Origin of the sequence: Flagellimonas algarum, assembly GCF_040513375.1 — a bacterium.
Lineage (GTDB): Bacteria > Bacteroidota > Bacteroidia > Flavobacteriales > Flavobacteriaceae > Flagellimonas_B > Flagellimonas_B algarum.
The window spans coordinates 1194289-1220449 of sequence record NZ_JBEVTG010000001.1; the positions used below are offsets into that span (position 1 = coordinate 1194289).

Here is a 26161-nt window from a genome sequence, read left to right on the forward strand (position 1 = left end):
CGCAGTCACTTTAGGCAAACAAGCGTTGGACGACTTCTTCGATTTTGGTCGCCAGGATGACTTGGATACCCGTCTTTTTGAGGGAGATTTTATTTTTCTTGGACACGAAAATGGCGGTAAACCCGAGCTTTTCAGCCTCGGAAATCCGCTGATCGATACGTTGTACCGGTCGTACTTCGCCCGAAAGGCCGATTTCAGCCGCGAAACAGGTGGTACTGGGTACCGGAATATCGAAATTACTCGAAAGTACCGCAGCGACAAGGGCAAGGTCGATCGCTGGATCATCGACGGTGATTCCACCGGTAACGTTTAAGAACACGTCTTTGGCCCCTAGTTTGAACCCTGCGCGCTTTTCAAGTACGGCCAATAACATGTTCATCCGTTTGGCATTGAAACCATTGGCCGATCGTTGGGGTGTGCCGTAGACCGCAGTGCTCACCAAGGCCTGTATTTCGATCAATAACGGTCGCATGCCTTCTACGGTAGCGGCAATCGCAGTACCGCTCAGCTCCCCATCGCTATTCGAAATCAAGACTTCCGAAGGGTTATTGACCTCTCGAAGCCCATGGCCCTGCATTTCGTAAATCCCTAGTTCGGCCGTCGAGCCAAAGCGGTTTTTCAAAGCCCTTAAGATGCGGTAAACATAGTTGCGGTCTCCTTCGAATTGTAGTACGGTGTCGACCATATGTTCGAGGATCTTGGGCCCCGCAATGGCCCCTTCCTTGGTGATGTGCCCGACCAAGATGACGGGAACATTACTCTCTTTGGCGAACTTGATGAGCTCAGCCGTACATTCCCTGATTTGTGAAACGCTTCCTGCGGTTGCCTCGATGTGGTTCGAATGTAGGGTTTGGATCGAATCGATGATCAATAGATCGGGTTCGAAAGTACCGATCTGTTGAAAAATATGCTGGGTTTTGGTCTCGGTCAGCACATAGCAGTTCGAGGCATTGGGAACGATACGATCAGCACGCATCTTGATTTGCTTTTCACTTTCCTCACCGGATACGTATAAGGTCTTTCCTGGAAGTCTCAATGCGATTTGGAGTAGAAGGGTGCTTTTGCCGATTCCAGGTTCACCCCCTAACAAGGTGAGGGATCCCGGGACAATACCCCCACCCAATACCCGATTGAACTCTTGGTCCAAGGTGTTGATCCGTACTTCTTTCTGGTTTTTGATCGCACTGACCAAGACCGGTTTGGCAACCCTTTTGTTCGGTGCCGAGGATTCGGTGCGCCAGCTTTGGGGTTCGTTCTTTGCAACAACCTCCTCGACCACGGTATTCCATTGTTTACAAGAGGTGCATTGGCCTACCCATTTTGGATACTGCGCTCCACAATTTTGACAGAAATATGCAACTTTCGTTTTGGCCATTGGGCTAAGATAGCCCAAACAATCAATATCCGAAATCGGCTTTCAGGGCATCGATCTTTTCAATAGCCATTTCTTTGGTGAGAAAGTCGATTTCTTCCATTAAGAAGCTTTTTTCGAAAGCTTTCATGGCCTTTTTGGGTTCGCCCATCAATTCAAGGTATTCACCTTCGAAGTAGAAGCCCAACATGGTTTCCGGGAACTGTTTTTTACAGATCTCGGCCAAAGGTTTGAGGGATTCGAAATCCTCTTTTTTACGGCTTGCCGCATAGATGGCCATGATGTCGTTGAGTTCGACTTCTTTTTTAAAGCCCAATAACTTCTCGATCATATCGTATTTGTCTTCCAAATATTGGATGACCGGTTCATTGGAGGTCAGGATGTGGTCTTTGTATTCTTTCGGGCTAATGGGGCGGAACAATTTGAAAACATTGTCGAAAGCCTTACTGATCCCGTAGGCCGCGATCGAAATATGATCCGGTTCATCGTATTGGTCGAAAAAATAATGTAGGGTTTCTTTCTGGATCGAGGCGATCGAGTTGTTCATTTGTAGGATGCGCTGGCGATCGTTCGACTTCTCTTTTTCTAAAATGAGGTTGTAGAAGATCTCTTGATTGATATCCGATAAGCGTGCCGGCACCCGACTCTCCATTTCAGTGGCCAAAACCGGTGAGATACTCACATAAGAGTTAAAAAGGGATCGGTCTTTGAACAGGAAGAAATTGCCGAAGTTCGCCGTAATGTCGTATCCGATGAACATTTTAAACGGCGCAATGCTATAACTGGTCTCCAGATACGGAATCAACTCGGTACCTAAAAATTCATAGAATAGCTTTCCTTTTTCCGTGGGTAGTCCCGTGCTTTCCTCATAATCGCAGTCTTCCCATCGAAGATCGTTCTCGCCTTGGTGCACGGCGACGATGATCGACTCCGGCATGCGGTTGTGATTGGTGTAGAATTTCGTATTCGCTACGACGATATCAAAAAGGTATTCGGCATCGAGAACGACGATCAAGGGGTATTTTTTGTCTTCACTGTAGTTTTCTGGAAAATAGTATGAAACGTCCCTTCGTTCCTGCAATTTGAACGATTCGAAGATCTCTTGTTTTATTTGGGCGTTGACGCCCATGAGGCTAAATGCCAAGATAGGCAGTAGATATTTTTTCATTGGGGTATGCTTTTGATTGTCAGGCTTATCGATTCCTGTTCAATAACGGCAATAACAGGAAGGATATTGCCCCGAAAACTACGACCATCAGGGTTTGGGCGATCCACATGATCCAACCGAACGCATCCCCTGAAACCGAACTGATACCGAAGATCGCTAGGCTAGCACTAACGGCGATGGGGTAGAGTCCGATACCCCCATTGGTAGTCGACATGGCAAAAGCTCCCCCGACAAAAGCGACCAATAGTTCAGACAAGGAAAGATCCATGGTCTCGGGTACAGTGTACTTGATGACCCAAAACATGGCCACGTAACAAACCCAAATGATAAAGGTATGTAGTGTGAACAGCCACTTTTGCTCCATCTTGAAAATGCTTGATATCCCTTCGAGCAAGCCATTCAGGAAGTTTTTCAACTTGAGGGTAAAACCCGATTTTGACTTTCGGATCAAATAAAGAAAGACGATCAAACCGACGATACCAACCCCTAAAAGCAGGGCCGCGGATACCAAGTTGATTCCGTTATTTCCCAGGAAGTCCAAAATAACATCGGTCTGTAAGAGCAAAGCGATGATGATCACAAGCAATAGCATGATCAAATCGATTACCCTTTCGGTCACTATGGTGCCGAAACCTTTTTCAAAAGGAACCCCTTCATAGGTCGATAGGGCCGTTGCCCTCAGGAATTCACCAGATCGAGGAATCCCGAGATTGGCGAAGTAGGCCATGAGGATGATCAAGACGTTGTTGCTGAGTTTGGGTCGGTATCCGAGGGGTTTGAGCATGTAATTCCATCGGATCGCCCTAGAAAGATGGCTCAAGATTCCGATAAGTACGGAAAGGATGACCCAAAAAAGGTCGGCATTCTTTATGTAGTACAGGATCTGTTCACGCTCTTCGTCACTAGTCGAGTAATAGGAATACCACACAAGAAAGAGTCCCAGTGCGATCGGAACGACGGTTTTCAATACCTTTTTGAGCGAAGGCGAAGCCATTATTTGAGCAAGTTACTCGCTTCGTCTGGGAATACCAATGCCGGATTGAAGTTTTTGGCCGTCTCAATATCCATGGTGGCATAACAGATCAAGATCAGGATATCACCAACAGCGACTTTTCTGGCAGCGGCCCCGTTCAAGGTCAACTCGCCGGATCCCCGAGGTCCTGGAATCGCATAGGTTTCCAAACGCTCACCGTTATTGTTGTTGACGATCTGCACTTTTTCACCACGAATGATGTTGGCCGCATCCATCAGATCTTCATCAATGGTAATGCTACCGATGTAGTTGAGGTCAGCGCCCGTGACGCGAACACGATGGATTTTTGATTTTACGACTTCAATTTGCATGTTTTCAATCTGCTTGGTTAAGGGCGATATTGTCGATCAACCGAACGTTTTCGGCATAAACGGCGATAAAAGCCCTGTAAGTTCTGTTCTTTTGTTTTTTGATCATCGGGGTCAAGGTGGTGACATCGGCAATTTCAAAATATTCCAATTCGAAAATCGGATCGTGCTGAAATTCATCGGCCACCCAACCCTTGATATCCAATGCACTTTCCGTGCCAAATTTCACTTTGGCAGTCTGGAGTATGGAATAGATCCTTCCTGCCCGCTCCCTAGTCGCTTCGGAAAGGCGTTCATTACGCGAACTTCTTGCCAAACCGTTGGTTTCGCGTTCAATAGGACAGCCGATAATGGTATAGGGCAACTTTTTTTGTTCGACCAGCTTTCTGATGATCTGTAGCTGCTGAAAATCTTTTTCACCGAAGTAGGCCCTCGTCGGCTCGACGATGTTCAGCAAGATTTCGACAATGGTGGCTACCCCGTCGAAATGACCGGTCCTGAAAGCTCCTTCCATGGCTTTCTCAAGTCCGTTGAAGTTATATGTTTTTGAAATGATTTCCCCATCGTAGACCCCCTCTTTGGTCGGGGCGTAAACAAGGATCTGGTCGGACACTTGGGCAAGTAGCCGCAGGTCATTGTCCATGCTTTGCGGATACTTTTCCAAATCGTCTGGATTGTCGAATTGGGTCGGATTGATGAAGATGGTCACTACAGTGACATCATTGGCTGAGAAAGCCCGCTCGACCAATGAAAGATGGCCGGCATGCAGGGCTCCCATGGTGGGCACCAGCCCGATGGTACGATTTTTGGAACGTTCCCTATCAAGCAGCGAACGAAGCTCATTTTTATCGTTGAATACCCGCATGCTGTAACTCAAAAGCGTGCAAAAATACTATAAATACTGGTAATCTACATAAATTTTGTACTTTTGCAGCTACGTTTTTTCAGATAAACAAAATTTGCGTTTATGAATGGTAAAAAGATATTGTTTGTATCTTCTGAATTAGTGCCCTACCTACCAGAAAACCAAGTCTCCCTAATGTCTTATGAAACCCCAAGAATGGTCAACAGCAATGGGGGGCAGATCCGGATTTTCATGCCTAGATATGGCAACATCAACGAGAGGAGACATCAATTGCATGAGGTGATTCGTTTATCCGGAATGAACTTGGTCATCAATGATATGGACATGCCCTTGATCATCAAGGTGGCGTCCATCCCAAGGGAGCGCATCCAGGTATACTTTATTGACAATGAGGAATATTTCAAACGCAAAGCCACTTTTGCAGACGCCGATGGAAACCTATTCCCAGATAATGACGAGCGTGCCATCTTTTTCGCAAAGGGTGTGGTCGAGACCGTTAAAAAACTGAATTGGACGCCCGATATCATCCATGTTCATGGGTGGATGGCTTCCCTTTTGCCTTTATACTTAAGACAATACTATGCCGATGAACCCCTGTTTGCCGACAGCAAAATCGTTACCTCTGTGTATGAACAAGGTTTCGAAGGGGCATTGGATACCGAAATGTCGAAGAAAATCGTGTTCGATGGTATCGCTGAAGATAAGGTAAACGCCCTGGCTACCCCCGACTATAATAATTTGTTAAAGGTAGCAGTAGATTATTCCGATGCGGTTATTTTAGCCTCGGAGGCGGTTTCGGATGACCTGAAGGACCACATCTCCAAACTGGATAAGCCTGTTTTACCTTATGTTTCGTTTCAAGAATCTGAGGAGGCTTACACGAATTTCTATAAAACGGAAGTATTAAATTAAGCCAAAATGGGTTTGAATAAGGGAATCATTTCAGCATTTGCTGGAATATTTTTTTTGTCGGGATGCTTGGTTTCATGTGAGGAAGAACTCGATACATTAGGCGACGGGGTAATTGCCGGGGAGCCGTTTGACACCGATCGTGCCGAGTTCGATGTTTTTGCGTTCAATAGGCGTATCAATGCTGTACAGACGAACAAATTACCACTGTACCAAGTCGGGGTTTTCAATGATCCGATTTACGGTCGCAGAGAGGCGCAGATCACTTCACAGATTACGTTCACCAATTTACAGGCAAACCCTTTGTTCGGGAATTTTTCGCAAAATTCCGAAGATGCCGCCGATCTTGACGACGACGACAATACGATAAACGAAAACGAGACCGTAAAGGAAGTCATCCTTTATATGCCTTACCAGTTGGTTCCCAATACGAATCGGGATACCGATAATGACGGGGTACAGGATGAGTTCGATGACGATCCCGACGACCCCAATACGGATAAGGATGGTGATGGCCTGACCGACAACGAAGAACGGTTGCGGGGTACCGACCCGTTCAATCCGGATACCGACGGTGATGGTATCGGTGATGCCGAAGACGATGTCACCGCGATCAATTCGTTTCCGATAACCTTTGCCCTCGACAGTATATTCGGATCGACCACTGCCTTGGAATCGCCCTTTAATTTTAAGGTCGAACGATCGACTTTTTTCCTGAGGGATTTGGATCCCAGTACCAATTTCGAGGATGCCCAGGAGTTCTTTTCAACCCAGGAATTCTCACCCGCCTTCGTATCCGACGTTTTATTCGACGGCGAGGTCACCATCAGTAACCTGGAGTACGTGTTTTTTGAGGAAGACGATCCCGACACGGAAGAAGATGAATCCGAAATCGTTGATAGCCGGTTCAATCCGGGAATCCGGGTTTCGCTCGACCCGCAGTTCTTTCAAGAGAACGTCCTTGACAAGGAAGGCAGTATCGAATTGCTGAGCCAGGCCAATTTGAACGAATTCATTCGTGGGTTCCATTTTACATTGACCCCTTTGAACGGAGATTTAATGTTGCTGCTCGACCTCAGTCAGGCCAACATAACGATTACCTATGAATTCGATGACTTTACGACCGATGATTCTACCGATGATACAGCGGGCACTATAGAAAAGGTCGAGCGTGAATTTACTTTTAATTTCCTTCAGAACAACAACAATGTCACCAACGGAAATGCGGTGAACACCTTTATTGACGAACCGTTTTCTTCCGATATCGCATCCAATTTGGATAACGGTGAGAACGCCTCTCGAATCTATCTCAAAGGTGGATCGGGAGCGTACACCGAAATCCGATTGTTCGATATGGATGGTGGGGCCTCGATCATCGAAGAGATCCGGGCGAATAATTGGATCATCAACGAAGCCAATTTGGTATTCTACGTCGATCGTGATGCGCTCGATAATTCCGGGGGTGATGTAATCGAACCACCTCGTCTTTATTTGTACAATGCGGAGACCAACGAGCCCCTTTTTAACGAAAGTACGGAGTTCTCAAGCTCACAATCCCCCTTGGGGCTGTTCCTGAATTACGATGGTATTTTGCAAGAAGACGATAATGGTAGGGGCACGAGATATTCGGTCAAGATTACCGAATACCTAAACGACATCATCGTTCGCGACTCGGCGAACGATCCATTGGCTTTGACGATTACTTCGAACATCGATATCATCGGGGTATTGGAGGCCCAAGGTGAAACGGATCGGGTCGATTTACCAGTGATGGCGACCATCAATCCTTTCGGCACCGTGTTGTTCGGAAGCAATGTGGCCACTGAAGAAGAAGAACAGCGATTGAAGCTTGAAATATTCTTCACGGAATCGAATTGATGTCGCTGAAGTTACCATTGGTCCTATTTTCGATGAATTAATCCAAAATCGCCTTGATTTTCTGAATCAAAGCCTATTTTTGATAGCGCCTACTGGCATTAACCAAAACTTAGTTCTAATATGTGTGGAATCGTTGGCTATATCGGACATCGGGATGCCTATCCCATCATCATGAAAGGTTTACAGCGACTTGAGTACCGGGGTTATGACAGTGCCGGTATCGTGCTATTTGATGGGGAGTCGCTTCATATGTCAAAGACCAAAGGAAAGGTCGAAGATTTGAAACATAAATCCGAAGTATCGATTTCTACCGATGGCAAACTGGGCCTTGGCCACACCCGATGGGCGACCCACGGGGTTCCAAATGATATTAACTCCCACCCGCACTATTCGAATTCGGGTAACCTGGTAATCATCCACAATGGGATTATCGAAAACTACGAGTCCATTAAAAAAGCATTGCTCGATCGAGGCTATACCTTCGAATCGGATACCGATACCGAAGTGTTGGTCAACCTGATCGAGGAAGTCAAAGAGAAAGAAGGGGTAAAGCTTGGCAAGGCCGTTCAAATCGCTTTGAACCAGGTCGTTGGGGCATATTCAATCGCCGTTTTCGATAAGAGCAAACCCGACGAGATCGTGGTAGCGAAATTAGGAAGTCCGCTAGCGATCGGTATCGGTGAAAACGAATACTTCATCGCATCCGATGCTTCCCCTTTTATCGAATACACCAACAACGCGGTGTATTTGGAAGATGAGGAAATGGCCGTGGTGCGCATTGGTAAGGAAATCAAACTCCGCAAGATCAGAGACGACGCTATTGCCTATCCGAACATCTTGGAATTGCAACTCAATCTTGAGGAAATCGAAAAAGGGGGCTATGATCATTTCATGCTCAAGGAAATCTATGAGCAGCCCCGTGCTATTCTAGACACTTATCGTGGCCGTTTACTCGCTGATCAAGGCTTGATCCGTATGGCAGGCATCGATCAGAACCTCGAGAAATTCATGAACGCCGATCGCATCATCATTGTAGCCTGTGGTACCTCTTGGCATGCAGGTTTGGTCGCTGAATATATTTTCGAGGACCTTGCCAGGATACCCGTTGAGGTCGAATACGCTTCGGAATTCCGTTACCGGAATCCGGTCATTTCCGAAAAGGACGTCTTGATCGCCATTTCACAGTCGGGGGAGACCGCCGATACCTTGGCGGCTATCAAGATGGCCAAGAAAAGAGGGGCTTTCGTATTCGGTGTCTGCAATGTGGTAGGTTCTTCTATTGCTAGGGAGACCCATGCCGGGGCCTATACCCACGCCGGGCCTGAAATCGGGGTAGCGTCTACCAAGGCGTTCACCACACAGATTACCGTACTTACCTTGATCGCTTTGAAATTGGCTAAAGAGAAAGGGGAGATGTCGGATGCCAAGTTCCATGAATTCCTCACCGAATTGGAAGGCATCCCAAGTAAAGTGGAAGCCACCTTGTCGTCGAATGAGTTGGTAGAAACCATTGCGGAGGCTTATAAAGACTCTTCAAACTGCCTTTATTTGGGCCGGGGTTATAACTTTCCCGTTGCACTTGAAGGAGCGTTGAAACTAAAGGAAATCAGTTATATCCATGCAGAAGGATACCCGGCGGCCGAAATGAAGCACGGCCCGATAGCATTGATCGATGAAGCGATGCCGGTTGTGGTCATTGCCACCCGAAAAGGACATTACGAAAAAGTCGTTAGCAATATCCAGGAAATCAAGTCGCGAAGCGGTAAGATCATCGGAGTGGTCACCGAGGGTGATACCATGGTCAGGGAACTGGCCGATCATGTGGTCGAAGTTCCGGAAACCTCAGAACCCTTGACCCCCTTGCTTACGACAATACCCTTACAATTGCTCTCTTATCATATCGCCTTGATGCGTGGTTGTAATGTAGATCAGCCCCGTAATTTGGCAAAATCGGTTACTGTAGAGTAACTTTCCGAAATAGGGATTTTTTAGAATTCAACCGCCTTTTCGGGCGGTTTTTTGTTAAATTCTCACCTTGAAGCGTATTTTTTTACCGAAAAAGTATTATGCATGCATAATTTTTTTTCTTTCCTGAGGATAAAAGGGCAAAAAAATGTATATTCCGCTTCAAATTCTGAATACACTTTAAAACTAACTTAACGTAAATTCACTGATGAAAAATTTAGTTGCTGCCCTATTTCTTTTAATGGGCATAACACTGTCGGCTCAGACTACAGTGACAGGAACAGTGGTTGACCAAGACGGCAACCCGGTCCCAAGTGCGAATGTTGTTGTTGTTGGATTGGCTGAAGGAGCCGTTGCCGACTTTGACGGTAACTTTACGCTCGAGACCACAGCAAGCCTTCCCTTTAAGGTACGGGTTTCGAGTTTGGGATATACCGAAACGACCGTCGATGTCACTTCGGCCGCCCAACCCTTGACCATTACCTTGAACGAATCATTGGCACTGCTTGATGAAATCGTTATCTCGGCCTCACGTACCCCTGAACGGATATTCGAATCGCCGGTTTCGGTCGAGCGTTTCGGCTTGAAAGAAATCAAGAACACTACAGCCGAATCCTTCTATGGAGGGTTGCAAAACTTGAAAGGGGTCGATTTGAACACGAACAGTTTGACTTTTCAGTCGGTGAATACCCGTGGTTTCGCCACCTTCGCCAATACCAGATTCCTCCAATTGACCGATGGTATGGACAACACGGCACCTGGTCTGAACTTCGTACTCGGTAATTTGGTGGGGATGTCCGAATTGGATGTGCAGAGCGTTGAGATCTTACCCGGTGCTTCTTCGGCACTTTATGGTGCCGGTGCCTTTAACGGTATCTTGTTCATGCGCAGTAAGAGCCCATTTGATTTCCAAGGAATCAGTGCCTATGGTAAAACGGGGATCACTTCGCAAGATGCAGCTGGCGACAATGCCTATTATGACGTAGGGATCCGTGCGGCCCATGCTTTCAGTGATAAATTTGCGGTGAAGGCCAACATTTCCTTCTTGAAAGGGGAAGACTGGCATGCCAACAATACCGTTGATATCTTCAATCCTGGAGCGGATCGAACCAATCCGGCCTATGATGGGTTGAACGTCTATGGGGATGAAGTCGGTACACTTTTGAACTTCGATGCCCTTGGCGGTTTGCCTGCGGGTACGGTCGGTTCGGCGTTCATTACCCGTACCGGTTATGATGAAGGCGATTTGGCCAATTACAATGCCGAGAGTTTGAAGACCGATTTTTCGGTACACTATCGTCCCTTCGGTGATGATCTTGAACTTATCTACAATGGTAGGATCGGTCGTGGTACGACCATCTATCAAGGGATCAATAGATACTCCGTTGATGGATTCACCTTGCAACAGCATAAATTGGAATTGAAGAACGACAACTTCTTCATTCGTGGATACATCGTTTCCGAAAACTCAGGGAACGCTTACGACACCCGCTTTGCAGCGATCAACGTCAATAGGAGATGGAAGTCTGATTTGGATTGGTTCGGGGATTATGCGGCCACCTTTATCGGCGCCAAGCTCGGTGTGGGTACCGGCGTATTGGCCACTGACGAACAGGCCCATGCCGCGGCCCGTATAGCAGCCGATACTGGGCGGTTTGAACCAGGCACGGCACAGTTCCAAAGTGCGTTCAATGAAGTAATCAATGATGGTGATTTAACTACAGGTGCGAAATTCATCGATAATACGAAATTCCGCCACGTGAACGGTAACTATAACTTGGCACATCTGATTGACGATTGGGCCGATATCCAAGTGGGTGGTTCCTTTAGGGAATACGAATTGAATTCAGGGGGTACCATCTTTACCGATATCGATGGTCCGATTACGTATAACGAGTACGGGGCCTACATGCAGTTCCAAAAGAAATTTTTGGATGATCGTTTGAAACTGACTGCCTCAGGGCGTTATGACAAGAACGAATTCTTTGATGGGTTCTTCTCACCCCGTGCCGGTCTTTCGGTCACCTTGGGTGAAAACAGGAACCACAATCTTAGGGTTTCCGTTCAACAAGGTTTCCGTAACCCGACGACGCAGGATCTCTTTATCGGTTTGAACGCTGGACAAGCGATTTTGGTCGGTTCAGCACCTGATAACTTGGATCGTGACGTGAGGACCTTCTCAGTGAGCCAACCAGGGCAGGCCTTTACGGGCAGCCCGACGGTTCAAGTGGTCGGTCGTTCGGCCTATGAGAACGCCTATTCCTTGAGTTCCGTAGGGACTTTTGCAGCAACCCAGAATCCAGCGGATCTTGAAATCGCTACGCCAGGGTTGGTGCAGCCTGAAGAAATCACCGCTTATGAAGCAGGGTATCGTGCGCAATTGGGCAAGTTCACCATTGATTTGAGCGGGTATTACAACAGCTACTCGAATTTCATCGCGAACGTCACCACCATCGTACCTCTGTATGGTACCGTAGGGGATAACTCACTGTCTTTGTTGGCCATCGCGAATGGTGATTTTGAAGCCTATCAAGCTTACACCAACTCAACAGTGGATATCAATTCATGGGGAACCACCATCGGGGTCGATACCAAAGTATTCGGTAATTTCGATTTGGGAGTGAACTATACCTATACCGATTTGGATTTCGATAGGGCACAGTTTCCTGATTTCAGAACAAACTTCAATACACCGCAACACAAGGTGAAAGCCTCTTTCGGTAATACTGAACTCTTTAAGAACTTCGGTTTCGGGGTGAACTACAGATGGAGTGATTCATTCTTCTGGGAAGCTTCTTTCGCAGATGGGGACGTACCGGCCTACACGGTTCTCGATGCGCAGATCAATTACTCGGTACCGAGTATCAAGTCCGTTTTCAAAGCGGGTGGTTCCAACCTTTTGGGAGAAGAATACTTTACGGCCTTCGGTTCGGGTAACATCGGTTCCATTTACTACGTTTCTTGGACGATCAATCCGTAAAAGGAACACAGAAAGTATAAAACAAAGGCACCCACTTCGGGTGCCTTTTTCTTTTAAAAAAAGCAAGACATAAGTTTCTATTTACCATTGTAATGGCCTATCTTTGCGGCCGGAAAAACCAAGGTTTTTTCTTACAGTAAAAAGAACAGAAAGAAATCTTATAAGTAATGTCAAAAGTTACAGGAAAAGTCGCCCAGATCATTGGCCCGGTAATCGATGTTGAATTCGAATCAGGAACGGAAATCCCAAAAATCTATGATTCTTTGGAAATCGATAATGCCGATGGTTCGAAATTGGTATTGGAAGTACAATCGCATATCGGTGAGAACACCGTTCGGACCATTTCGATGGACTCTACCGATGGTTTGAGCCGAGGTACTGAGGTCGTAGCCACAGGAAACGCCATTCAAATGCCGATCGGGGAAAATGTTTATGGACGTCTTTTCAATGTAATCGGTGACGCCATCGATGGATTGGAAGAATTGCCCAAAGAAGGCAAGGACGGACTACCGATCCACAGGGAAGCACCGAAATTCGAAGATCTTTCAACGTCAACCGAAGTGCTTTTCACCGGAATCAAGGTCATCGACTTGATCGAGCCCTACGCCAAAGGGGGTAAGATCGGGTTGTTCGGTGGTGCCGGGGTAGGAAAGACCGTATTGATCCAAGAATTGATCAACAACATCGCCAAAGGCCACGGGGGTCTTTCGGTATTCGCTGGTGTAGGGGAACGTACCCGTGAAGGAAACGATTTGCTTCGTGAGATGTTGGAATCGGGCATTATCAAATATGGTGACGATTTTCTTCATTCTATGGAAGAAGGGGGTTGGGACCTTTCCAAAGTCGATAAGAAGGCCATGAAAGAGTCTAAAGCGACCTTCGTGTTCGGACAGATGAACGAGCCTCCAGGAGCCCGTGCCCGCGTGGCACTATCCGGGTTGACCATTGCAGAGTATTTCCGCGATGGGGCTGGTGACGGTCAAGGAAAGGATGTATTGTTCTTCGTTGATAACATCTTCCGATTTACCCAAGCTGGTTCAGAGGTATCGGCCCTTTTGGGACGTATGCCTTCAGCGGTAGGTTACCAACCGACTTTGGCCACTGAGATGGGGGCCATGCAAGAGCGTATTACTTCGACCAAAAGAGGTTCGATCACATCGGTACAGGCGGTGTACGTACCTGCGGATGACTTAACGGATCCCGCGCCGGCAACAACATTTGCCCACTTGGATGCGACCACCGTACTTTCACGTAAGATCGCGGAGTTGGGTATTTACCCTGCCGTGGATCCATTGGATTCGACTTCAAGGATTTTGACGCCAGAGATTTTGGGGAACGACCATTACGGTTGTGCACAGCGCGTAAAGGAGTTGTTGCAGCGCTATAAAGAATTACAGGACATCATCGCCATCTTGGGGATGGAAGAATTGTCAGAAGAAGATAAATTGGCCGTAGGACGGGCAAGACGGGTACAGCGTTTCTTGTCGCAACCGTTCCATGTTGCCGAACAGTTTACCGGTATCCCTGGAGTCTTGGTAGATATCAAAGACACCATCAAAGGATTCAACATGATTATGGATGGTGAATTGGATCACCTGCCTGAATCGGCCTTTAACCTTAAAGGGAGCATCGAAGATGCCATCGAGGCCGGTGAGAAAATGTTAGCAGAAGCATAAGTATGTATCTAGAAATCGTATCTCCGGAAGCCACCCTTTTTTCGGGTCAAGTCAACGCGGTAACCGTACCCGGAATCAACGGGGAATTCCAAATGCTCGAAAATCACGCCCCGATCGTTTCCTTACTTCAGGAAGGTGAGGTCAAAGTACAGGGTAACATCGAGATCGATGAGGAATTCCAGAACAAGTTTTCAAAAGGGGCCAATGGCGAAACGGTTTTGTCGATTGCCAGTGGTACCATTGAAATGAAGGACAATAAGGTCATTGTATTGGCCGACTAGAACATGCTAATAACGTATTGAAAAGCCGCCTTTCGGGCGGCTTTTTTTATGATTTCAAATTTCAGAGTGTATTTGGATTAAGATTTTTGATAACCAATGATATCGGCAGGTTGACATTCCAATTCCCGACAAATAGCCTCCAGTGTCGAAAAACGGATGGCTTTCGCCTTTCCGGTTTTTAGTATGGAAAGGTTGGCAGTGGTTATGCCGATACGCGCAGCAAGTTCATTGCTGCGCATTTTGCGCTTGGCGAGCATGACATCTAGATTGATGATTATCGGCATAATTTATATGGTTAAATCGTTTTCATTCTGCACCTTCAAACCCCTTTTGAAAATGGCCGCAACGAACAATACCCCGATTCCCAAAATGATGCTCAAAAACAGATTATGAATGTTGCCAAGTCCATCTTTTCTCAAAATGATGTACTCTAGAACAACAAAGAAAATAGGGAAGACCACCAGATTTAGACCTGCAAACGCGTATAGTTGATCGATAACGGATTTATTGAACAAGGTCTGCCCTTGAAATGATTTCATGATTGTTGATAAGCAATAAAAGAACGTTGCGATATAAACAAGTGACAAGATGATGCTTAAGATTATTGGATGTTCGAATGGGGCATTGATCATGTTTTCCTTAAATAAGGGTGCTCCAATATAGAATCGCCCATCTGCAACCTTATACGTTTTGAAAACGAACGATAATAGAATGAAGGTAGCAAGTAAGCTACAACCTAGGGCGAACAATCGGGCGCCATAATAGCACCATGTTGAAAGGGATTTTGGACCAAAGAATTTCATATGTTATTGTTTAACGATAATAAAATTATAAAAATAATTGATAAACAATAAAAAAATATTAAAAAACAATTAACGACCATTCCTTATCTCCCGATCGATAGCGTTTCAATTCTCGGAACCCAACCGCCTTGTGGGCCTGCATGGAGCGCACGTTTTTTACATCGACCTCGGTTATGATCTTGTCGAACCGATTTGTTAGGAACCGCTGCATGTGGGTATAGAGCCCTCTAAAAACCCCCTGACCCCTGTAGTTTTTGGCCACGCAGATTTGACCCATAACAAGGTAGCGATCGTTCTTGTCCATCGCTTTTTTGATTTCAACGAACATGGATCGCAACACTTCGATTTCATCGACGAATTTCGGATGCATGGAGAGGGCATAACCCACTACTTCATTTTGATGGACGGCCATGGTGTGGGGTACGACATCGTGCATGGCCTTCAGCAAAGGAAAGGTATGTTCGACGGTTAGAAACCCTTGGCTTCGCATTTCTTGCTGCGACAAGTTGGCGGGTAGATTGAGGCGTTGAAGGGCTAAAATCTGCCTTAAATGATCGTCTGTTCCTGTCTGTTCATAACGGACCATATGACTTAAAGATAGTACATTTGGGGCATGGCGGAATTCCCACGGCGCTTAGCTCGAAAATTGCAACAACGAAAGGAAGAGGATGCATTGCGCAGTCTGGGTGCGGCAAGCGGTGATGTCGATTTTTCATCGAACGATTACTTAGGCTTGTCCGTTCATCCAGAAATAATCGGACATAGCGCAAAACTGCTTGAAGGGCAACCCAAGGTTATGGGCGCAACGGGGTCACGATTGTTGACCGGTGACCAAAAATTGTATGCCGAACTCGAATCACAACTGGCCGATTTCTTCGCATTCGAAGACGCTTTGATCTTTAATTCCGGCTATGATGCGAACCTTGGTTTGATTTCTTCGGTTCCACAGCGCAATGATCTCATCTTTTATGACGAACTGGTACACGCCAGCATTCGGGAAGGTATCCAGTTGGGAAACGCCAAGGCCTATAAGTTTGCCCATAACGATATCGAGGCCTTGAACAAGCTGGTCGAAAGGCGGTTGTCGGATCGAAGTCCCGGACAGGAAGCGTACGTCATTACCGAATCGGTTTTTTCTATGGATGGTGATTCCCCCGATCTTGTGCGGTTGGCGGCAATCTGTGACAAATATGGGTTGCATCTGATCGTTGACGAGGCGCATGCCCTAGGGGTTTTCGGCAAGGGGTTGGTGCATCGCTACGGCCTGCAAAATTCCGTATTCGCCCAAATAGTGACCTTTGGGAAAGCTATGGGGAGTCATGGAGCGGTCATTTTAGGGAGTGCCATGTTGAAGGCGTATTTGCTCAACTTTGCGCGCAGTGTGATCTACACCACGGCCTTACCCGGTCACAGCTTGGCGGCAATATGCGCTGCTTTTGATTTCTTCGACACCCCTTCTGGCCGGTTACTTTCGGAAACCCTGGGGCGCAATATCGCCCTATTCAAAAAAGAAATATGCGACCACGGCCTTGAAGGATTATTTTTGGCTAGTGATTCGGCCATTCAAGTGGCCATGATACCCGGAAATGCTAAAGTCAAGGCATTGTCCGGCCAATTAGCTTCATCTGGGTATGACGTACGACCGATTTTGGCCCCGACTGTGAAGGAAGGGAACGAACGCTTGCGTTTTTGCATCCATGCGTTCAACACACCAGCGCAGATCGAAGGGGTCGTAAAGAAAATGAAACATTATTTGGAACATGGGGAATGAGTTAGTGACCATAGGGAGCTTTGAGTTTTTGGCCGACGTCATGATCATTAAGGGGAAGCTGGAATCAGAGGGCTTCACCGTTGTCCTAAAGGATGAGAATACGGTAGGTATCGAGCCTTTTGCCAGCAATGCCTTAGGAGGAATCAAACTTCAAGTGCATCGTTCGGTAGCCGAAAGTGCGAGCCGGATTTTGGATGAAATACGGAATTATGCCGTTGATGACGAAGGGAATCTCATTCAATGCCCGAATTGCAAGGCACGAAAATCGGAGGTGTATTACCAACGCAATACCCTCTTTTATAAATTATTCCCTTTTCTCGAACCGAAAAAATACCGCTGTACGAACTGTCAATTCATAACCCGAGCCGAATGAAAAAGATATTTATCACGGGCATTTCGACCGAAGTGGGCAAAACGATCGGCTCGGCCATCGTTACCGAAGCCTTGGAAGCCGACTATTGGAAGCCGATTCAAGCAGGGGATTTGGAAGATTCGGATAGCCATAAGATCCAAAGGCTTGTTTCTAATTCAAAAACCCTTGTGCATCCCAATAGCTATGCCTTGAACACGCCTATGAGTCCGCACGCCGCGGCTGATATCGATGGTATCCAAATCGGTCTTGCCGGCATCCGTCCCCCTAAAACCGATAATCATTTGGTCATTGAAGGCGCTGGAGGACTTTTGGTGCCGCTGAACGATACCGACACGATTTTCGATTTGATCCAGGCTGACTATAAGGTAATCGTGGTGTCTCGGCATTATTTAGGGAGTATCAACCACAGCCTATTGACCATCAAGGCGCTACAGGACAAGGGATTCAAACCCGGTATTATTTTTAGCGGTGACGAACATCCGACGACGGAAGAGATCATCTTGAAAAAGACCAAAGCCCGTTTCTTGGGGAGGATCGAGGAACACCCGAAATTCGATGCTGCTTTGATCGGCGCCTATGCCGCACGATTTAAAAACGCATTGACTACTTTTTTATCCGATGATGAATGACCGCATGGTCAACGGTATCAATGACCTTGAAGGCATTTGCCAAATAAGATTCGATATACCTATTCGCTTCGACGAACTCTTTGTCGAATGCCGTTCTATTCTTACGGGTCACTACATAGTCGGGTTGTACGTCTTCCATGATAAAGCGCAACTCTTCGATTCCGGTCGTGCGGTCTTGCAGCATAAAGGGAAAGAGCTCATCGCGAACCAAATTGCTGGGGTGGGTGGCCGCTTTGGTCGGGGGTCGATGGTCCATAATCCAATACCCGATGTGGTATTCTAAAAATAGGGTCCGTTGCGGGCTAAGGTCCTTGGCTTCGAAATAACGGGGAACATCGAACCCTTCCCCGTTGTAAAAGGAGCCCGTTTCGTTTTTCGCTTTCAAAATATGGGCGTATTCCAAATACGTCTCTACCGGAAGGAGTACCAAAGTCAAAAGTGCCACGGGTTTGTACCAAGGTTTTAAGGAAATGCCGCTACGTGCTACCATCATCGCCAAAAAGAGCGCTAAAAAAGGATAGACCTGAAGTAAATAGTGCCCATTGACCTTACCTATTTGAAGGAAGGAAAACAAAATTCCCAAGGTTGCCAAAAGCAATAATGCAACTTCAAAGGAGCGCCACGGTACCATTTTTTTCCATATCCCAAAACCCACAAGTGCCGTGATACCCAAAACAAGAGGTAATACATCGAAGACAGAGTGGTTTTTCGAACCACTATAGGCCAGAGGGGCTTCAAATACCGATTGCCACCAGAGATGGAACAGGCCCTCGTTTTGATAGGGTATGGCCGTCGCGTAAACCACGAGCAACACCATACATCCGATCCAAACCAACTTTTTGAGCGTCGGCCATATGCCCTCGGTTTTGAGCCCGAACCACGCCATCCCCAAAAAAATGGAAACCAGGGCATAGCCCATGTTGAGTTTCGTCATGATGGTCAAACCCAATAGCACCCCTGCAGTTGCCGTCCAAAGCGTACCCTTTTTAGTAGCCAATAGGAAGAGTGCCGCCATAAAAAAGCAACTTGAAAGATGCTCCGACATGACCCCTTGAACGCTGCCGAACAAGCTGTACAACAAAACGACCAATAGACCAGACCAAAACCCGGCTTTCTTTCCAAGCAGCCCCTTGCCCAATAAAAAAGTCAAGAGGGCGGTCAAGGCAACGACCACCGTACCTGCGAATCGAATGGTGAAAAAGCTTTTCCCGAAGACGTATATAAGTCCCCCGAAAAAAAGAAAGGTGACCGGCGGTTTCAAGTCCCATAGTTCCGTATAGGGCAAGAACCCATCAACCCAAGCCTGGCCCATCAAGATAAAAGTACTTTCGTCGCGATCGACATAATCCCTGAAAAAGAATGGGAAACGCAATGTTAACGCGGCAATCAGGTAAAAAAGGAAAATGGCCTTTGAAGAAGCCTTTCGGTACATTTTGGTGATATGGTTGACCGGTTTTTTAAGCAATGTGCCAATCGGATTTTATAGTTTTAATCGCATCTTTGCAAGATAGATAAATTGAAACGCTTGATTCCGTTGAAGGCTGTAAAAAAACTTGTTGAACGTGACCGCGAATTGCTTTGGCATCCGCTGACCCAGCATCAGACCGCGGCGGCACCATTGGCTATTGTCAAAGCGAAAGGTGCCCTGCTCTATGACGAGAGCGGCAAGGCCTATATCGATGGCATCGCTTCGTGGTATACCAGCATGTACGGACATGGTAACAGCGCTATCACCAAGGCCATGGCCGAGCAGATGGAGGCCCTTGATTTCGTCATGTTCAGTGGCTTTACCCATGAACCGGCCATTACCCTGGCAGAACATTTGATGGCCATTTTACCAGAAAACCAAGCCAAGGTTTTTTTCAACGATAATGGATCGACAGCGATTGAGGCCGCTATCAAGATGTGCCTACAATATTACCACAACAAAGAGGAAAAGCGGGATACCCTGATCGCTTTTGAAGGCGGTTTTCACGGTGATACCTTTGGGGCTATGAGCGCCTCGGGCATCTCTTCTTATAATGGCCCTTTCGAAGCGTTCTTGCTAGAGGTAGAGCGCATTCCCGTGCCAACGGCAGCGAATATCGATGCGGTACTTGAACAACTGGAGGGCATCTTGAGTACCCGCGCTTGCGCGGCTTTTGTTTTCGAACCCCTGATCCAAGGTGCCGCCGGGATGAAGATGCACGAAGCAGCGCATTTAGATCGATTGATTTCGAAATGTCGCGACCACCAAGTGCTTTGCGTGGGCGATGAGATCATGACCGGATTTGGAAAGACCGGCAAGAATTTCGCTTCCGATCACTTGGATAACAAACCTGATATCCTCTGTTTGGGCAAAGCGTTGACCGCAGGGATGTTTCCCCTGAGCATTACAAGTTGTACACAGGCCGTTTTCGATGCTTTTTTAAGCGCCAGGGTAGAAAAAGGATTCTTTCACGCGCATACATTCAGTGCACATCCGATCGGTTGTGCCGCGGCCATCGCCGGACTTCGGCTTTTGAATTCAGAGCACATCCGTGAACGTCGATCGGCCATTGCCAATGCGCACCTTAAGTTCGCTGAGCGCCTGGAAAAACACCCGAACGTTGCTGAAATACGCTGTAAGGGGGTGGTGCTTGCCGTAGACTTTAAAAGCAAAAGAGACCGCTATGGGAGCTTCCGTGACGAGCTCTACACGTTTTGTATGGATCGGGGTGTCATATTGCGACCTTTGGGGAATACCCTGTATACACTGCCACCATATACTATCGAAGATGCTCAATTGTCACGGATCTATGAAGTGATTGAAAGCGCACTCAACTCGTTTTGACCATGTTGAATAGTCCGATATCATTGACTTCGCTTGCTTCGATCTCCCCTTTGGGGATGGATCCCAAGGCTATATGGGAGGCCTATTGCGATCAGCGACATCGCATTTCGAAAACATCGATCGGTAAGCATTCGTTTTGGGCAGCGGTTCTTGATGGACAGCTCAGGGCCGAGGTAGCTAAACTTCGAGAAACCTCAAACCAATATGCCAAATTGGATGATTCCGTCCTTTTTGCGATACATGCCTCGCGAAGGGCAGTAGCCGAAGCCGGATGGGAAGCCGGAGCCGACTTCGGAATCAACATCGGTTCTTCTCGAGGGGCGACTTCCTTGTTCGAAACCTATCATGGAGAGTTCTTGAAGTCGGGGAAGACACCGACCTTGAGTTCGCCGACAACGACCTTAGGGAATATAGCCTCTTGGGTGGCACATGATCTAAAATCGGGTGGGCCGACCATTTCCCATTCGATTACCTGTTCAACAGCGTTACATGCCTTGATCAATGGAGTAGCTTGGTTACAAAGTGGGCTTGCCGACAAATTCCTTGTCGGGGGCAGCGAGGCTTCGATTACGCCTTTTACCATTGCCCAAATGCGGGCCTTGAAGATCTATGCTGAAGGAGACCATGACTATCCTTGTGAAGCATTACAGCTAGATAAACCAACGAATACCATGGTATTGGGTGAAGGGGCTGCCGTAGCTTGTTTGGAAAAGGGGCAACGACCCTGGGCCATAGCTACTATCGTGGGTATGGGCTATGCCACCGAACCTTTACAGCACAGTGTATCCTTGTCAAGCGATGCGAAGTGTTTTCAGGATGCGATGCGAATGGCTTTGGGTTCCATGGAAACCGATGCTATCGATATGGTGGTGATGCATGCCCCAGGAACGATCAAAGGTGATCGATCTGAAGTAGCGGCCATTCAAAAGGTCTTTGGAAAGCGACAGCCTATGTTGACTACCAACAAATGGAAGATAGGCCATACCTTCGGAGCCTCCGGTATGCTCAGCGTCGAACTGGCCGTTTTGATGTTGCGGAACCAAAAGGCGGTTCCCGTACCCTTCGTGACTTCAGAACCATATACGGGCCCTGTGGATAGGGTGATGGTCAATGCCGTCGGTTTTGGGGGAAATGCCGTAAGTATCGTACTCGAACGACCGGGCATTGGCTAAGATGCTTTCAAAAAGAAAGATCCCTTGGGGATTCAACGCGAATTCACCTATTTTTGAACCATGATTGAGACACGACACAACTGGACCAAGGAAGAAATTCTCGAGATTTACAACAAGCCTTTGATGGAACTGCTGTATGAAGCGGCTACCGTGCATCGGGCATACCATGATCCGAATACGGTGCAAGTTTCTACCTTGTTGTCGATCAAGACCGGGGGCTGTCCTGAAGATTGTGGCTATTGCCCACAGGCTGCAAGATACCATACCGATATCGAAGGCAATGATCTGATGTCGGTACAACAAGTTAAGGCCCAAGCATTACGTGCGAAAGCTTCCGGAAGTTCAAGGGTCTGTATGGGAGCCGCTTGGCGAAATGTGAAAGACGGACCTGAATTCGATCAAGTCTTGGAGATGGTCCGGACCATCAACAAATTGGATATGGAGGTGTGTTGTACTTTGGGCATGGTCACTGAAAACCAAGCAAAGCGTCTGGCCGAAGCAGGATTGTATGCCTATAACCATAACCTGGATACTTCGGAAGAGTATTACAAAGAAGTCATTTCTACCCGTGGGTACGAAGACCGTTTGGAAACTATTGAAAATGTTCGAAAAACCAATGTTACCGTTTGTAGTGGTGGTATCATCGGTATGGGTGAAGCAATCGCTGATAGGGCAGGGATGTTGGTCGCTTTGGCCACTTTGGATCCGCAACCCGAGTCGGTACCGATCAATGCTTTGGTAGCGGTCGAAGGCACGCCTATGGAAGAGGAACAGCCGGTTGGGATTTGGGAAATGATCCGCATGGTTGCCACGACCAGGATCGTCATGCCAAAAACCCAGGTACGCTTGTCGGCCGGTCGAACCAGCATGAGCCGCGAGGGCCAAGCCATGTGCTTTTTTGCCGGGGCCAACTCGATTTTCGCAGGCGATAAATTGTTGACCACACCCAACCCTGATGTGAATGAGGATATGGCCATGTTCAAGACCTTGGGGCTTAATCCGCAGCAACCTTTTGAAAAAGCTCCCCAACCAGTCACAGTTGAGGCTTCCGATTCGCAATTGGAAAGCCAAGGTGAGAAGCCCAAATGGTCACGGCCCGAACACCAGATCGAACGAAACGAACTGGCCAAATCAAAGGCCAAGTTGGTCCGAAAGGGGTAAATTCTTACGGTTTACGAAGCTTTTGCTAACTTAGCTTGCTTGAAACAAATTCGATTTTGGGACTTAACCTTCAAGAAATTCCGCGGGTAAGCACCCTGACCAAGGAAGCCTTTATCCGAGATTACTTCAAACCGCAACGACCGGTGGTCATTGAGCGGTTTATCGAAGATTGGCCGGCTTTCGAGAAATGGAACCTCGACTATATCAAATCAGTAGCCGGTGATAAGGAAGTACCCCTTTATGATGATCGCCCGGTACGCCATGACGAAGGGTTCAATGAACCTCATGCGAAAATGCGAATGGCCGATTACGTGGATCTTTTGAAAAGGGAACCAACCAAATTCAGGATTTTTTTATGGAACGTGCTTAAAGAAGTACCGATACTCCAAAAGGATTTCACGTACCCTGATTTCGGATTGCGGTTGATGAAAGGGCTGCCCATGCTTTTTTTCGGGGGTACCGATTCGTATACCTTCATGCATTACGATATTGATTTGGCCAATATTTTCCATTTCCATTTCGAAGGCAAGAAACAATGCATCCTTTTTTCGCAATCCGAGACCAAGTATTTATATAAGGTTCCGCATTCCTTGATTACTCGGGAAGATATCGATTTCAGTGATCCTGATTTCCAGAAATGGCCAGCTTTGAAAATGGCGAAAGGTCATGTCGCCGATCTGGAGCACGGTAACGTGATTTATATCCCAGAGGGCTATTGGCATTATATGCGTTATGTCACCCCAGGTTTTTCGATGAGTTTACGGGCCATTGCCCGAAAGCCCAAAAACTTGGGCAAAGCACTGTACAACATCTTCGTCATGCGGCATTTCGACAATCTCATGCGCAGGTGGAAAGGCCAAGCCTGGATCGACCGTAAAAATGAGCGGGCCCTTCAATATACCAACGGGCATTTGAACGGCATCAAGTGAGTTCGTATACCTTTTGGTAAACTAAATCGCTTTCCCAACCCCGATATAAGAGATAATCGGCTAATTTTTTTCTTTTTTTCATCAAATCGGTGGCTTCGATCTGCGCTGCTTTTTTTTCGGCCAATTCGTCGAAAGTCGCATGATAGGCCTCATCGGTGATTTCGGCAAGTGCCGAGTTGATATTGAACCGCGAGATTTCGCGCATGCGCAATTCGCGAACGATGCGGGTCTTGCCCCATTTTTTTTGATTGAACTTGCCGCGGGCGAAGCTTTTGGCGAAACGCTCCTCATTGAGGAAATTCGCCTCGATAAGGTGGGTGATGATTTGATCGATGGCTCGGGGTATCATGCGCATGTCCTTGAGCTTTTGCACCACCTCTTTATGGCAACGCTCTTGATACGCACAGTAACGTTCCATTTTTCGGGTTGCTTCTTGAACGGAATGGAACTTGGTCGGGTGCATGTCCAAATGTATATAAAACAAAAAAGCGACCCCAAATATGGAGTCGCTTTTCTTATCTCAAAACTTTGCCCGACTTATCCTTGAATCGATATTCAAGATACGTATAGGCGTCACGTGGTTGGATTTTAATCCAAACCTTATGTTCTAAAAACCATTGGTAACGGATGGATCTGAACCCTTTGGTCAGATAGGCCGCGATAAATGGATGGATGTTCAAAACAATGCCTTTTTTGTTTTTAGGATTTTTTAAAATCCGTTCTAGATCGGCATTGATCTTATCGATCAAGACGATGGGCGCTTCAACCTCTTGGCCACTGCCATTCGGGTTTTTCTCGCTGGTCTTGATGTTCATTTCGGGCCTTACCCGTTGTCGGGTAATCTGTACCAATCCGAATTTACTTGGTGGTAGGATCTTGTGTTTCGCACGATCGTCTTTCATCTCATCCCGAAGGTGGTCGAAGAGCCTTCTTCGATGTTCCCCTTTGGTCATGTCTATGAAATCGATAACGATGATTCCTCCCATGTCACGCAATCGAAGTTGTCTGGCGATTTCAGAAGCAGCGAGCATATTGACTTCCAATGCCGTGTCTTCTTGGTTTTTCGCCTTGTTCGATCGGTTACCACTGTTGACATCGATGACGTGCAACGCCTCTGTGTGCTCGATGACCAAATAGGCCCCTTTGCTCATTGAGGCGGTTCTGCCAAATGATGTTTTGATCTGCCGTTCTATCCCGAATTTTTCATAGATAGGGGCTGATCCGGTGTACTGCTTGACGATGGATTCTTTGTGTGGCGCGATTTCGTGCAGATAGTCCTTGATGTTTTCATAAAGGGCCTCATCATCAACATGGATTCCGGTAAAGGAATCGTTGAAGACATCACGGAGAATGGAAGATGCCCTGTTGAGCTCTACCAATACTTTGGATGGATGTTCGGCCTTGTGTAGTGACTTGCACATTGCGATCCACTTGTCATACAAGTTTTGTAGATCTTTGTCGAGTTCTGCGACTTTTTTGCCTTCTGCGACGGTACGTATAATGACCCCGAAACCTTTTGGCTTGATACTGGTAACAAGCCTTTTAAGTCGATCTTTTTCTTCCTTGCTCCCGATTTTCTGTGAAACGGAGACACGGTCTGAAAAAGGGACCATGACCAAGTATCGGCCGGCTATCGAAAGCTCGGAACTGATTCTCGGACCTTTGGTCGAAATGGGTTCTTTTACAATTTGTACCAATAAGGATTGATTGGATTTAATGACATCGTTAATACTGCCATTCTTATCTATATCTTTTTCAAATGGAAAAGCTCTAAGGGAAAAGTCTTTCATTTTTCCCGTTCTGGCTCTCTTGATGAATTTCAACATCGAAGCTAATTGTGGGCCAAGGTCATGATAATGCAGAAAGGCATCTTTCTCATAACCTACGTTTACGAAGGCTGCATTTAGGCCGGTAACAGGTTTTCTGATCTTGGCGAGGAAAATATCGCCTACTGAAAAACTGTTGTTGTCTTCTTCTTTATGGAGCTCTATGAGTTTTCCATCTTTTAGTAAGGCAAAATCGACGGCATCAGAACTTGATCTTACGATTAATTCTCTATTCACCTTTTCGATTTTT

At 46.9% G+C, this 26161-nt stretch carries 24 protein-coding genes; 13 read left to right on the top strand and 11 right to left on the bottom strand.

Going from position 1 to position 26161, the window contains the following annotated elements; all coding sequences use genetic code 11:
• Positions 1-10 precede the first annotated feature (10 nt).
• The 5 genes from radA to panC are packed head-to-tail and all read right to left on the bottom strand — an operon-like array spanning position 11 to position 4746.
• Complete coding sequence (gene radA, locus ABV409_RS05490) at positions 11-1375, bottom strand: DNA repair protein RadA (protein ID WP_353876539.1); 1365 nt, start codon at positions 1373-1375, stop codon at positions 11-13.
• A gap of 22 nt (positions 1376-1397) precedes the next feature.
• On the bottom strand, positions 1398-2540 hold the full coding sequence (locus ABV409_RS05495) for an alpha/beta hydrolase (RefSeq protein WP_353876540.1): 1143 nt from the start codon (positions 2538-2540) through the stop codon (positions 1398-1400).
• A gap of 25 nt (positions 2541-2565) precedes the next feature.
• Positions 2566-3534 (bottom strand): lysylphosphatidylglycerol synthase transmembrane domain-containing protein, encoded by a 969-nt coding sequence (locus ABV409_RS05500; protein ID WP_353876541.1) that lies wholly within the window; start codon positions 3532-3534, stop codon positions 2566-2568.
• A complete protein-coding gene (panD, locus tag ABV409_RS05505) occupies positions 3534-3884 on the bottom strand; it encodes an aspartate 1-decarboxylase (protein ID WP_353876542.1) in 351 nt (116 codons plus the stop codon). Before panD ends, ABV409_RS05500 begins: the two co-directional genes overlap by 1 nt.
• 4 nt (positions 3885-3888) lie before the next feature.
• The gene (gene panC, locus ABV409_RS05510) at positions 3889-4746 is read right to left on the bottom strand and encodes a pantoate--beta-alanine ligase (RefSeq protein WP_353876543.1); all 858 of its coding nucleotides are present in this window, start codon (positions 4744-4746) and stop codon (positions 3889-3891) included.
• 102 nt (positions 4747-4848) lie between these two features.
• Here panC and ABV409_RS05515 point away from each other — a divergent pair, with 102 nt between their 5' ends.
• The 6 genes from ABV409_RS05515 to ABV409_RS05540 all read left to right on the top strand — a co-directional run bounded on the left by ABV409_RS05515 (position 4849) and on the right by ABV409_RS05540 (position 14435).
• Positions 4849-5658, top strand: a complete 810-nt coding sequence (locus tag ABV409_RS05515) for a glycogen/starch synthase (protein WP_353876544.1) — start codon at positions 4849-4851, stop codon at positions 5656-5658.
• Positions 5659-5664: 6 nt separating this feature from the next.
• Positions 5665-7533, top strand: coding sequence for a DUF4270 domain-containing protein (locus ABV409_RS05520; protein ID WP_353876545.1), 1869 nt, complete (start codon positions 5665-5667; stop codon positions 7531-7533).
• A gap of 120 nt (positions 7534-7653) precedes the next feature.
• On the top strand, positions 7654-9501 hold the full coding sequence (glmS, locus tag ABV409_RS05525) for a glutamine--fructose-6-phosphate transaminase (isomerizing) (RefSeq protein WP_353876546.1): 1848 nt from the start codon (positions 7654-7656) through the stop codon (positions 9499-9501).
• A 205-nt stretch (positions 9502-9706) separates the two neighbouring features.
• Positions 9707-12478, top strand: a complete 2772-nt coding sequence (locus ABV409_RS05530; protein ID WP_353876547.1) for a TonB-dependent receptor — start codon at positions 9707-9709, stop codon at positions 12476-12478.
• A 167-nt stretch (positions 12479-12645) separates the two neighbouring features.
• Complete coding sequence (gene atpD, locus ABV409_RS05535; protein WP_353876548.1) at positions 12646-14154, top strand: F0F1 ATP synthase subunit beta; 1509 nt, start codon at positions 12646-12648, stop codon at positions 14152-14154.
• Positions 14155-14156: 2 nt separating this feature from the next.
• On the top strand, positions 14157-14435 hold the full coding sequence (locus ABV409_RS05540) for a F0F1 ATP synthase subunit delta/epsilon (protein WP_353876549.1): 279 nt from the start codon (positions 14157-14159) through the stop codon (positions 14433-14435).
• Positions 14436-14512: 77 nt separating this feature from the next.
• On the opposite strand, the gene ABV409_RS05545 is transcribed toward ABV409_RS05540, so the two are convergent.
• From ABV409_RS05545 to ABV409_RS05555, 3 genes are read right to left on the bottom strand one after another with little or no spacing between them, the layout of a single operon-like run.
• The gene (locus ABV409_RS05545; protein ID WP_353876550.1) at positions 14513-14719 is read right to left on the bottom strand and encodes a helix-turn-helix domain-containing protein; all 207 of its coding nucleotides are present in this window, start codon (positions 14717-14719) and stop codon (positions 14513-14515) included.
• A 3-nt stretch (positions 14720-14722) separates the two neighbouring features.
• Complete coding sequence (locus ABV409_RS05550) at positions 14723-15238, bottom strand: DUF2975 domain-containing protein (protein WP_353876551.1); 516 nt, start codon at positions 15236-15238, stop codon at positions 14723-14725.
• A gap of 58 nt (positions 15239-15296) precedes the next feature.
• Entirely contained in the window at positions 15297-15824 is a 528-nt protein-coding gene (locus ABV409_RS05555; protein ID WP_353876552.1) for a GNAT family N-acetyltransferase, read from the bottom strand.
• 60 nt (positions 15825-15884) lie between these two features.
• On the opposite strand from ABV409_RS05555, the gene ABV409_RS05560 reads away from it, so the two are divergent.
• Genes ABV409_RS05560 through bioD form a run of 3 tightly spaced genes read left to right on the top strand, consistent with a single transcriptional unit; the run spans position 15885 to position 18011 of the window.
• Positions 15885-17009 (top strand): aminotransferase class I/II-fold pyridoxal phosphate-dependent enzyme, encoded by a 1125-nt coding sequence (locus tag ABV409_RS05560; protein WP_353876553.1) that lies wholly within the window; start codon positions 15885-15887, stop codon positions 17007-17009.
• Entirely contained in the window at positions 16999-17382 is a 384-nt protein-coding gene (locus tag ABV409_RS05565; protein ID WP_353876554.1) for a putative signal transducing protein, read from the top strand. Before ABV409_RS05560 ends, ABV409_RS05565 begins: the two co-directional genes overlap by 11 nt.
• Positions 17379-18011, top strand: coding sequence for a dethiobiotin synthase (gene bioD / locus ABV409_RS05570; protein WP_353876555.1), 633 nt, complete (start codon positions 17379-17381; stop codon positions 18009-18011). Before ABV409_RS05565 ends, bioD begins: the two co-directional genes overlap by 4 nt.
• On the opposite strand, the gene ABV409_RS05575 is transcribed toward bioD, so the two are convergent.
• The gene (locus ABV409_RS05575) at positions 17986-19476 is read right to left on the bottom strand and encodes an ArnT family glycosyltransferase (RefSeq protein WP_353876556.1); all 1491 of its coding nucleotides are present in this window, start codon (positions 19474-19476) and stop codon (positions 17986-17988) included. The genes bioD and ABV409_RS05575 overlap by 26 nt on opposite strands.
• 51 nt (positions 19477-19527) lie before the next feature.
• On the opposite strand from ABV409_RS05575, the gene bioA reads away from it, so the two are divergent.
• The 4 genes from bioA to ABV409_RS05595 are packed head-to-tail and all read left to right on the top strand — an operon-like array spanning position 19528 to position 24085.
• Positions 19528-20823 (top strand): adenosylmethionine--8-amino-7-oxononanoate transaminase, encoded by a 1296-nt coding sequence (gene bioA / locus ABV409_RS05580; protein WP_353876557.1) that lies wholly within the window; start codon positions 19528-19530, stop codon positions 20821-20823.
• Between the two features lie 2 nt (positions 20824-20825).
• Positions 20826-21995, top strand: coding sequence for a beta-ketoacyl synthase N-terminal-like domain-containing protein (locus ABV409_RS05585; RefSeq protein ID WP_353876558.1), 1170 nt, complete (start codon positions 20826-20828; stop codon positions 21993-21995).
• Positions 21996-22055: 60 nt separating this feature from the next.
• A complete protein-coding gene (gene bioB, locus ABV409_RS05590) occupies positions 22056-23156 on the top strand; it encodes a biotin synthase BioB (protein WP_353876559.1) in 1101 nt (366 codons plus the stop codon).
• A gap of 56 nt (positions 23157-23212) precedes the next feature.
• Positions 23213-24085, top strand: coding sequence for a cupin-like domain-containing protein (locus tag ABV409_RS05595; RefSeq protein ID WP_353876560.1), 873 nt, complete (start codon positions 23213-23215; stop codon positions 24083-24085).
• On the opposite strand, the gene ABV409_RS05600 is transcribed toward ABV409_RS05595, so the two are convergent.
• The gene (locus ABV409_RS05600) at positions 24078-24503 is read right to left on the bottom strand and encodes a regulatory protein RecX (protein WP_425589992.1); all 426 of its coding nucleotides are present in this window, start codon (positions 24501-24503) and stop codon (positions 24078-24080) included. The two genes, ABV409_RS05595 and ABV409_RS05600, sit on opposite strands and share 8 nt — an antisense overlap.
• A 97-nt stretch (positions 24504-24600) precedes the next feature.
• On the bottom strand, positions 24601-26148 hold the full coding sequence (locus tag ABV409_RS05605) for an Rne/Rng family ribonuclease (RefSeq protein WP_353876562.1): 1548 nt from the start codon (positions 26146-26148) through the stop codon (positions 24601-24603).
• Positions 26149-26161 lie beyond the last annotated feature (13 nt).

Coding starts and splice junctions, on each gene's coding strand:
- radA (WP_353876539.1), bottom strand. CDS start 1,375: ATGGCCAAAACGAAAGTTGCATATTTCTGTCAAAATTGTGGAGCGCAG.
- ABV409_RS05495 (WP_353876540.1), bottom strand. CDS start 2,540: ATGAAAAAATATCTACTGCCTATCTTGGCATTTAGCCTCATGGGCGTC.
- ABV409_RS05500 (WP_353876541.1), bottom strand. CDS start 3,534: ATGGCTTCGCCTTCGCTCAAAAAGGTATTGAAAACCGTCGTTCCGATC.
- panD (WP_353876542.1), bottom strand. CDS start 3,884: ATGCAAATTGAAGTCGTAAAATCAAAAATCCATCGTGTTCGCGTCACG.
- panC (WP_353876543.1), bottom strand. CDS start 4,746: ATGCGGGTATTCAACGATAAAAATGAGCTTCGTTCGCTGCTTGATAGG.
- ABV409_RS05515 (WP_353876544.1), top strand. CDS start 4,849: ATGAATGGTAAAAAGATATTGTTTGTATCTTCTGAATTAGTGCCCTAC.
- ABV409_RS05520 (WP_353876545.1), top strand. CDS start 5,665: ATGGGTTTGAATAAGGGAATCATTTCAGCATTTGCTGGAATATTTTTT.
- glmS (WP_353876546.1), top strand. CDS start 7,654: ATGTGTGGAATCGTTGGCTATATCGGACATCGGGATGCCTATCCCATC.
- ABV409_RS05530 (WP_353876547.1), top strand. CDS start 9,707: ATGAAAAATTTAGTTGCTGCCCTATTTCTTTTAATGGGCATAACACTG.
- atpD (WP_353876548.1), top strand. CDS start 12,646: ATGTCAAAAGTTACAGGAAAAGTCGCCCAGATCATTGGCCCGGTAATC.
- ABV409_RS05540 (WP_353876549.1), top strand. CDS start 14,157: ATGTATCTAGAAATCGTATCTCCGGAAGCCACCCTTTTTTCGGGTCAA.
- ABV409_RS05545 (WP_353876550.1), bottom strand. CDS start 14,719: ATGCCGATAATCATCAATCTAGATGTCATGCTCGCCAAGCGCAAAATG.
- ABV409_RS05550 (WP_353876551.1), bottom strand. CDS start 15,238: ATGAAATTCTTTGGTCCAAAATCCCTTTCAACATGGTGCTATTATGGC.
- ABV409_RS05555 (WP_353876552.1), bottom strand. CDS start 15,824: ATGGTCCGTTATGAACAGACAGGAACAGACGATCATTTAAGGCAGATT.
- ABV409_RS05565 (WP_353876554.1), top strand. CDS start 16,999: ATGGGGAATGAGTTAGTGACCATAGGGAGCTTTGAGTTTTTGGCCGAC.
- bioD (WP_353876555.1), top strand. CDS start 17,379: ATGAAAAAGATATTTATCACGGGCATTTCGACCGAAGTGGGCAAAACG.
- ABV409_RS05585 (WP_353876558.1), top strand. CDS start 20,826: ATGTTGAATAGTCCGATATCATTGACTTCGCTTGCTTCGATCTCCCCT.
- bioB (WP_353876559.1), top strand. CDS start 22,056: ATGATTGAGACACGACACAACTGGACCAAGGAAGAAATTCTCGAGATT.
- ABV409_RS05600 (WP_425589992.1), bottom strand. CDS start 24,503: ATGGAACGTTACTGTGCGTATCAAGAGCGTTGCCATAAAGAGGTGGTG.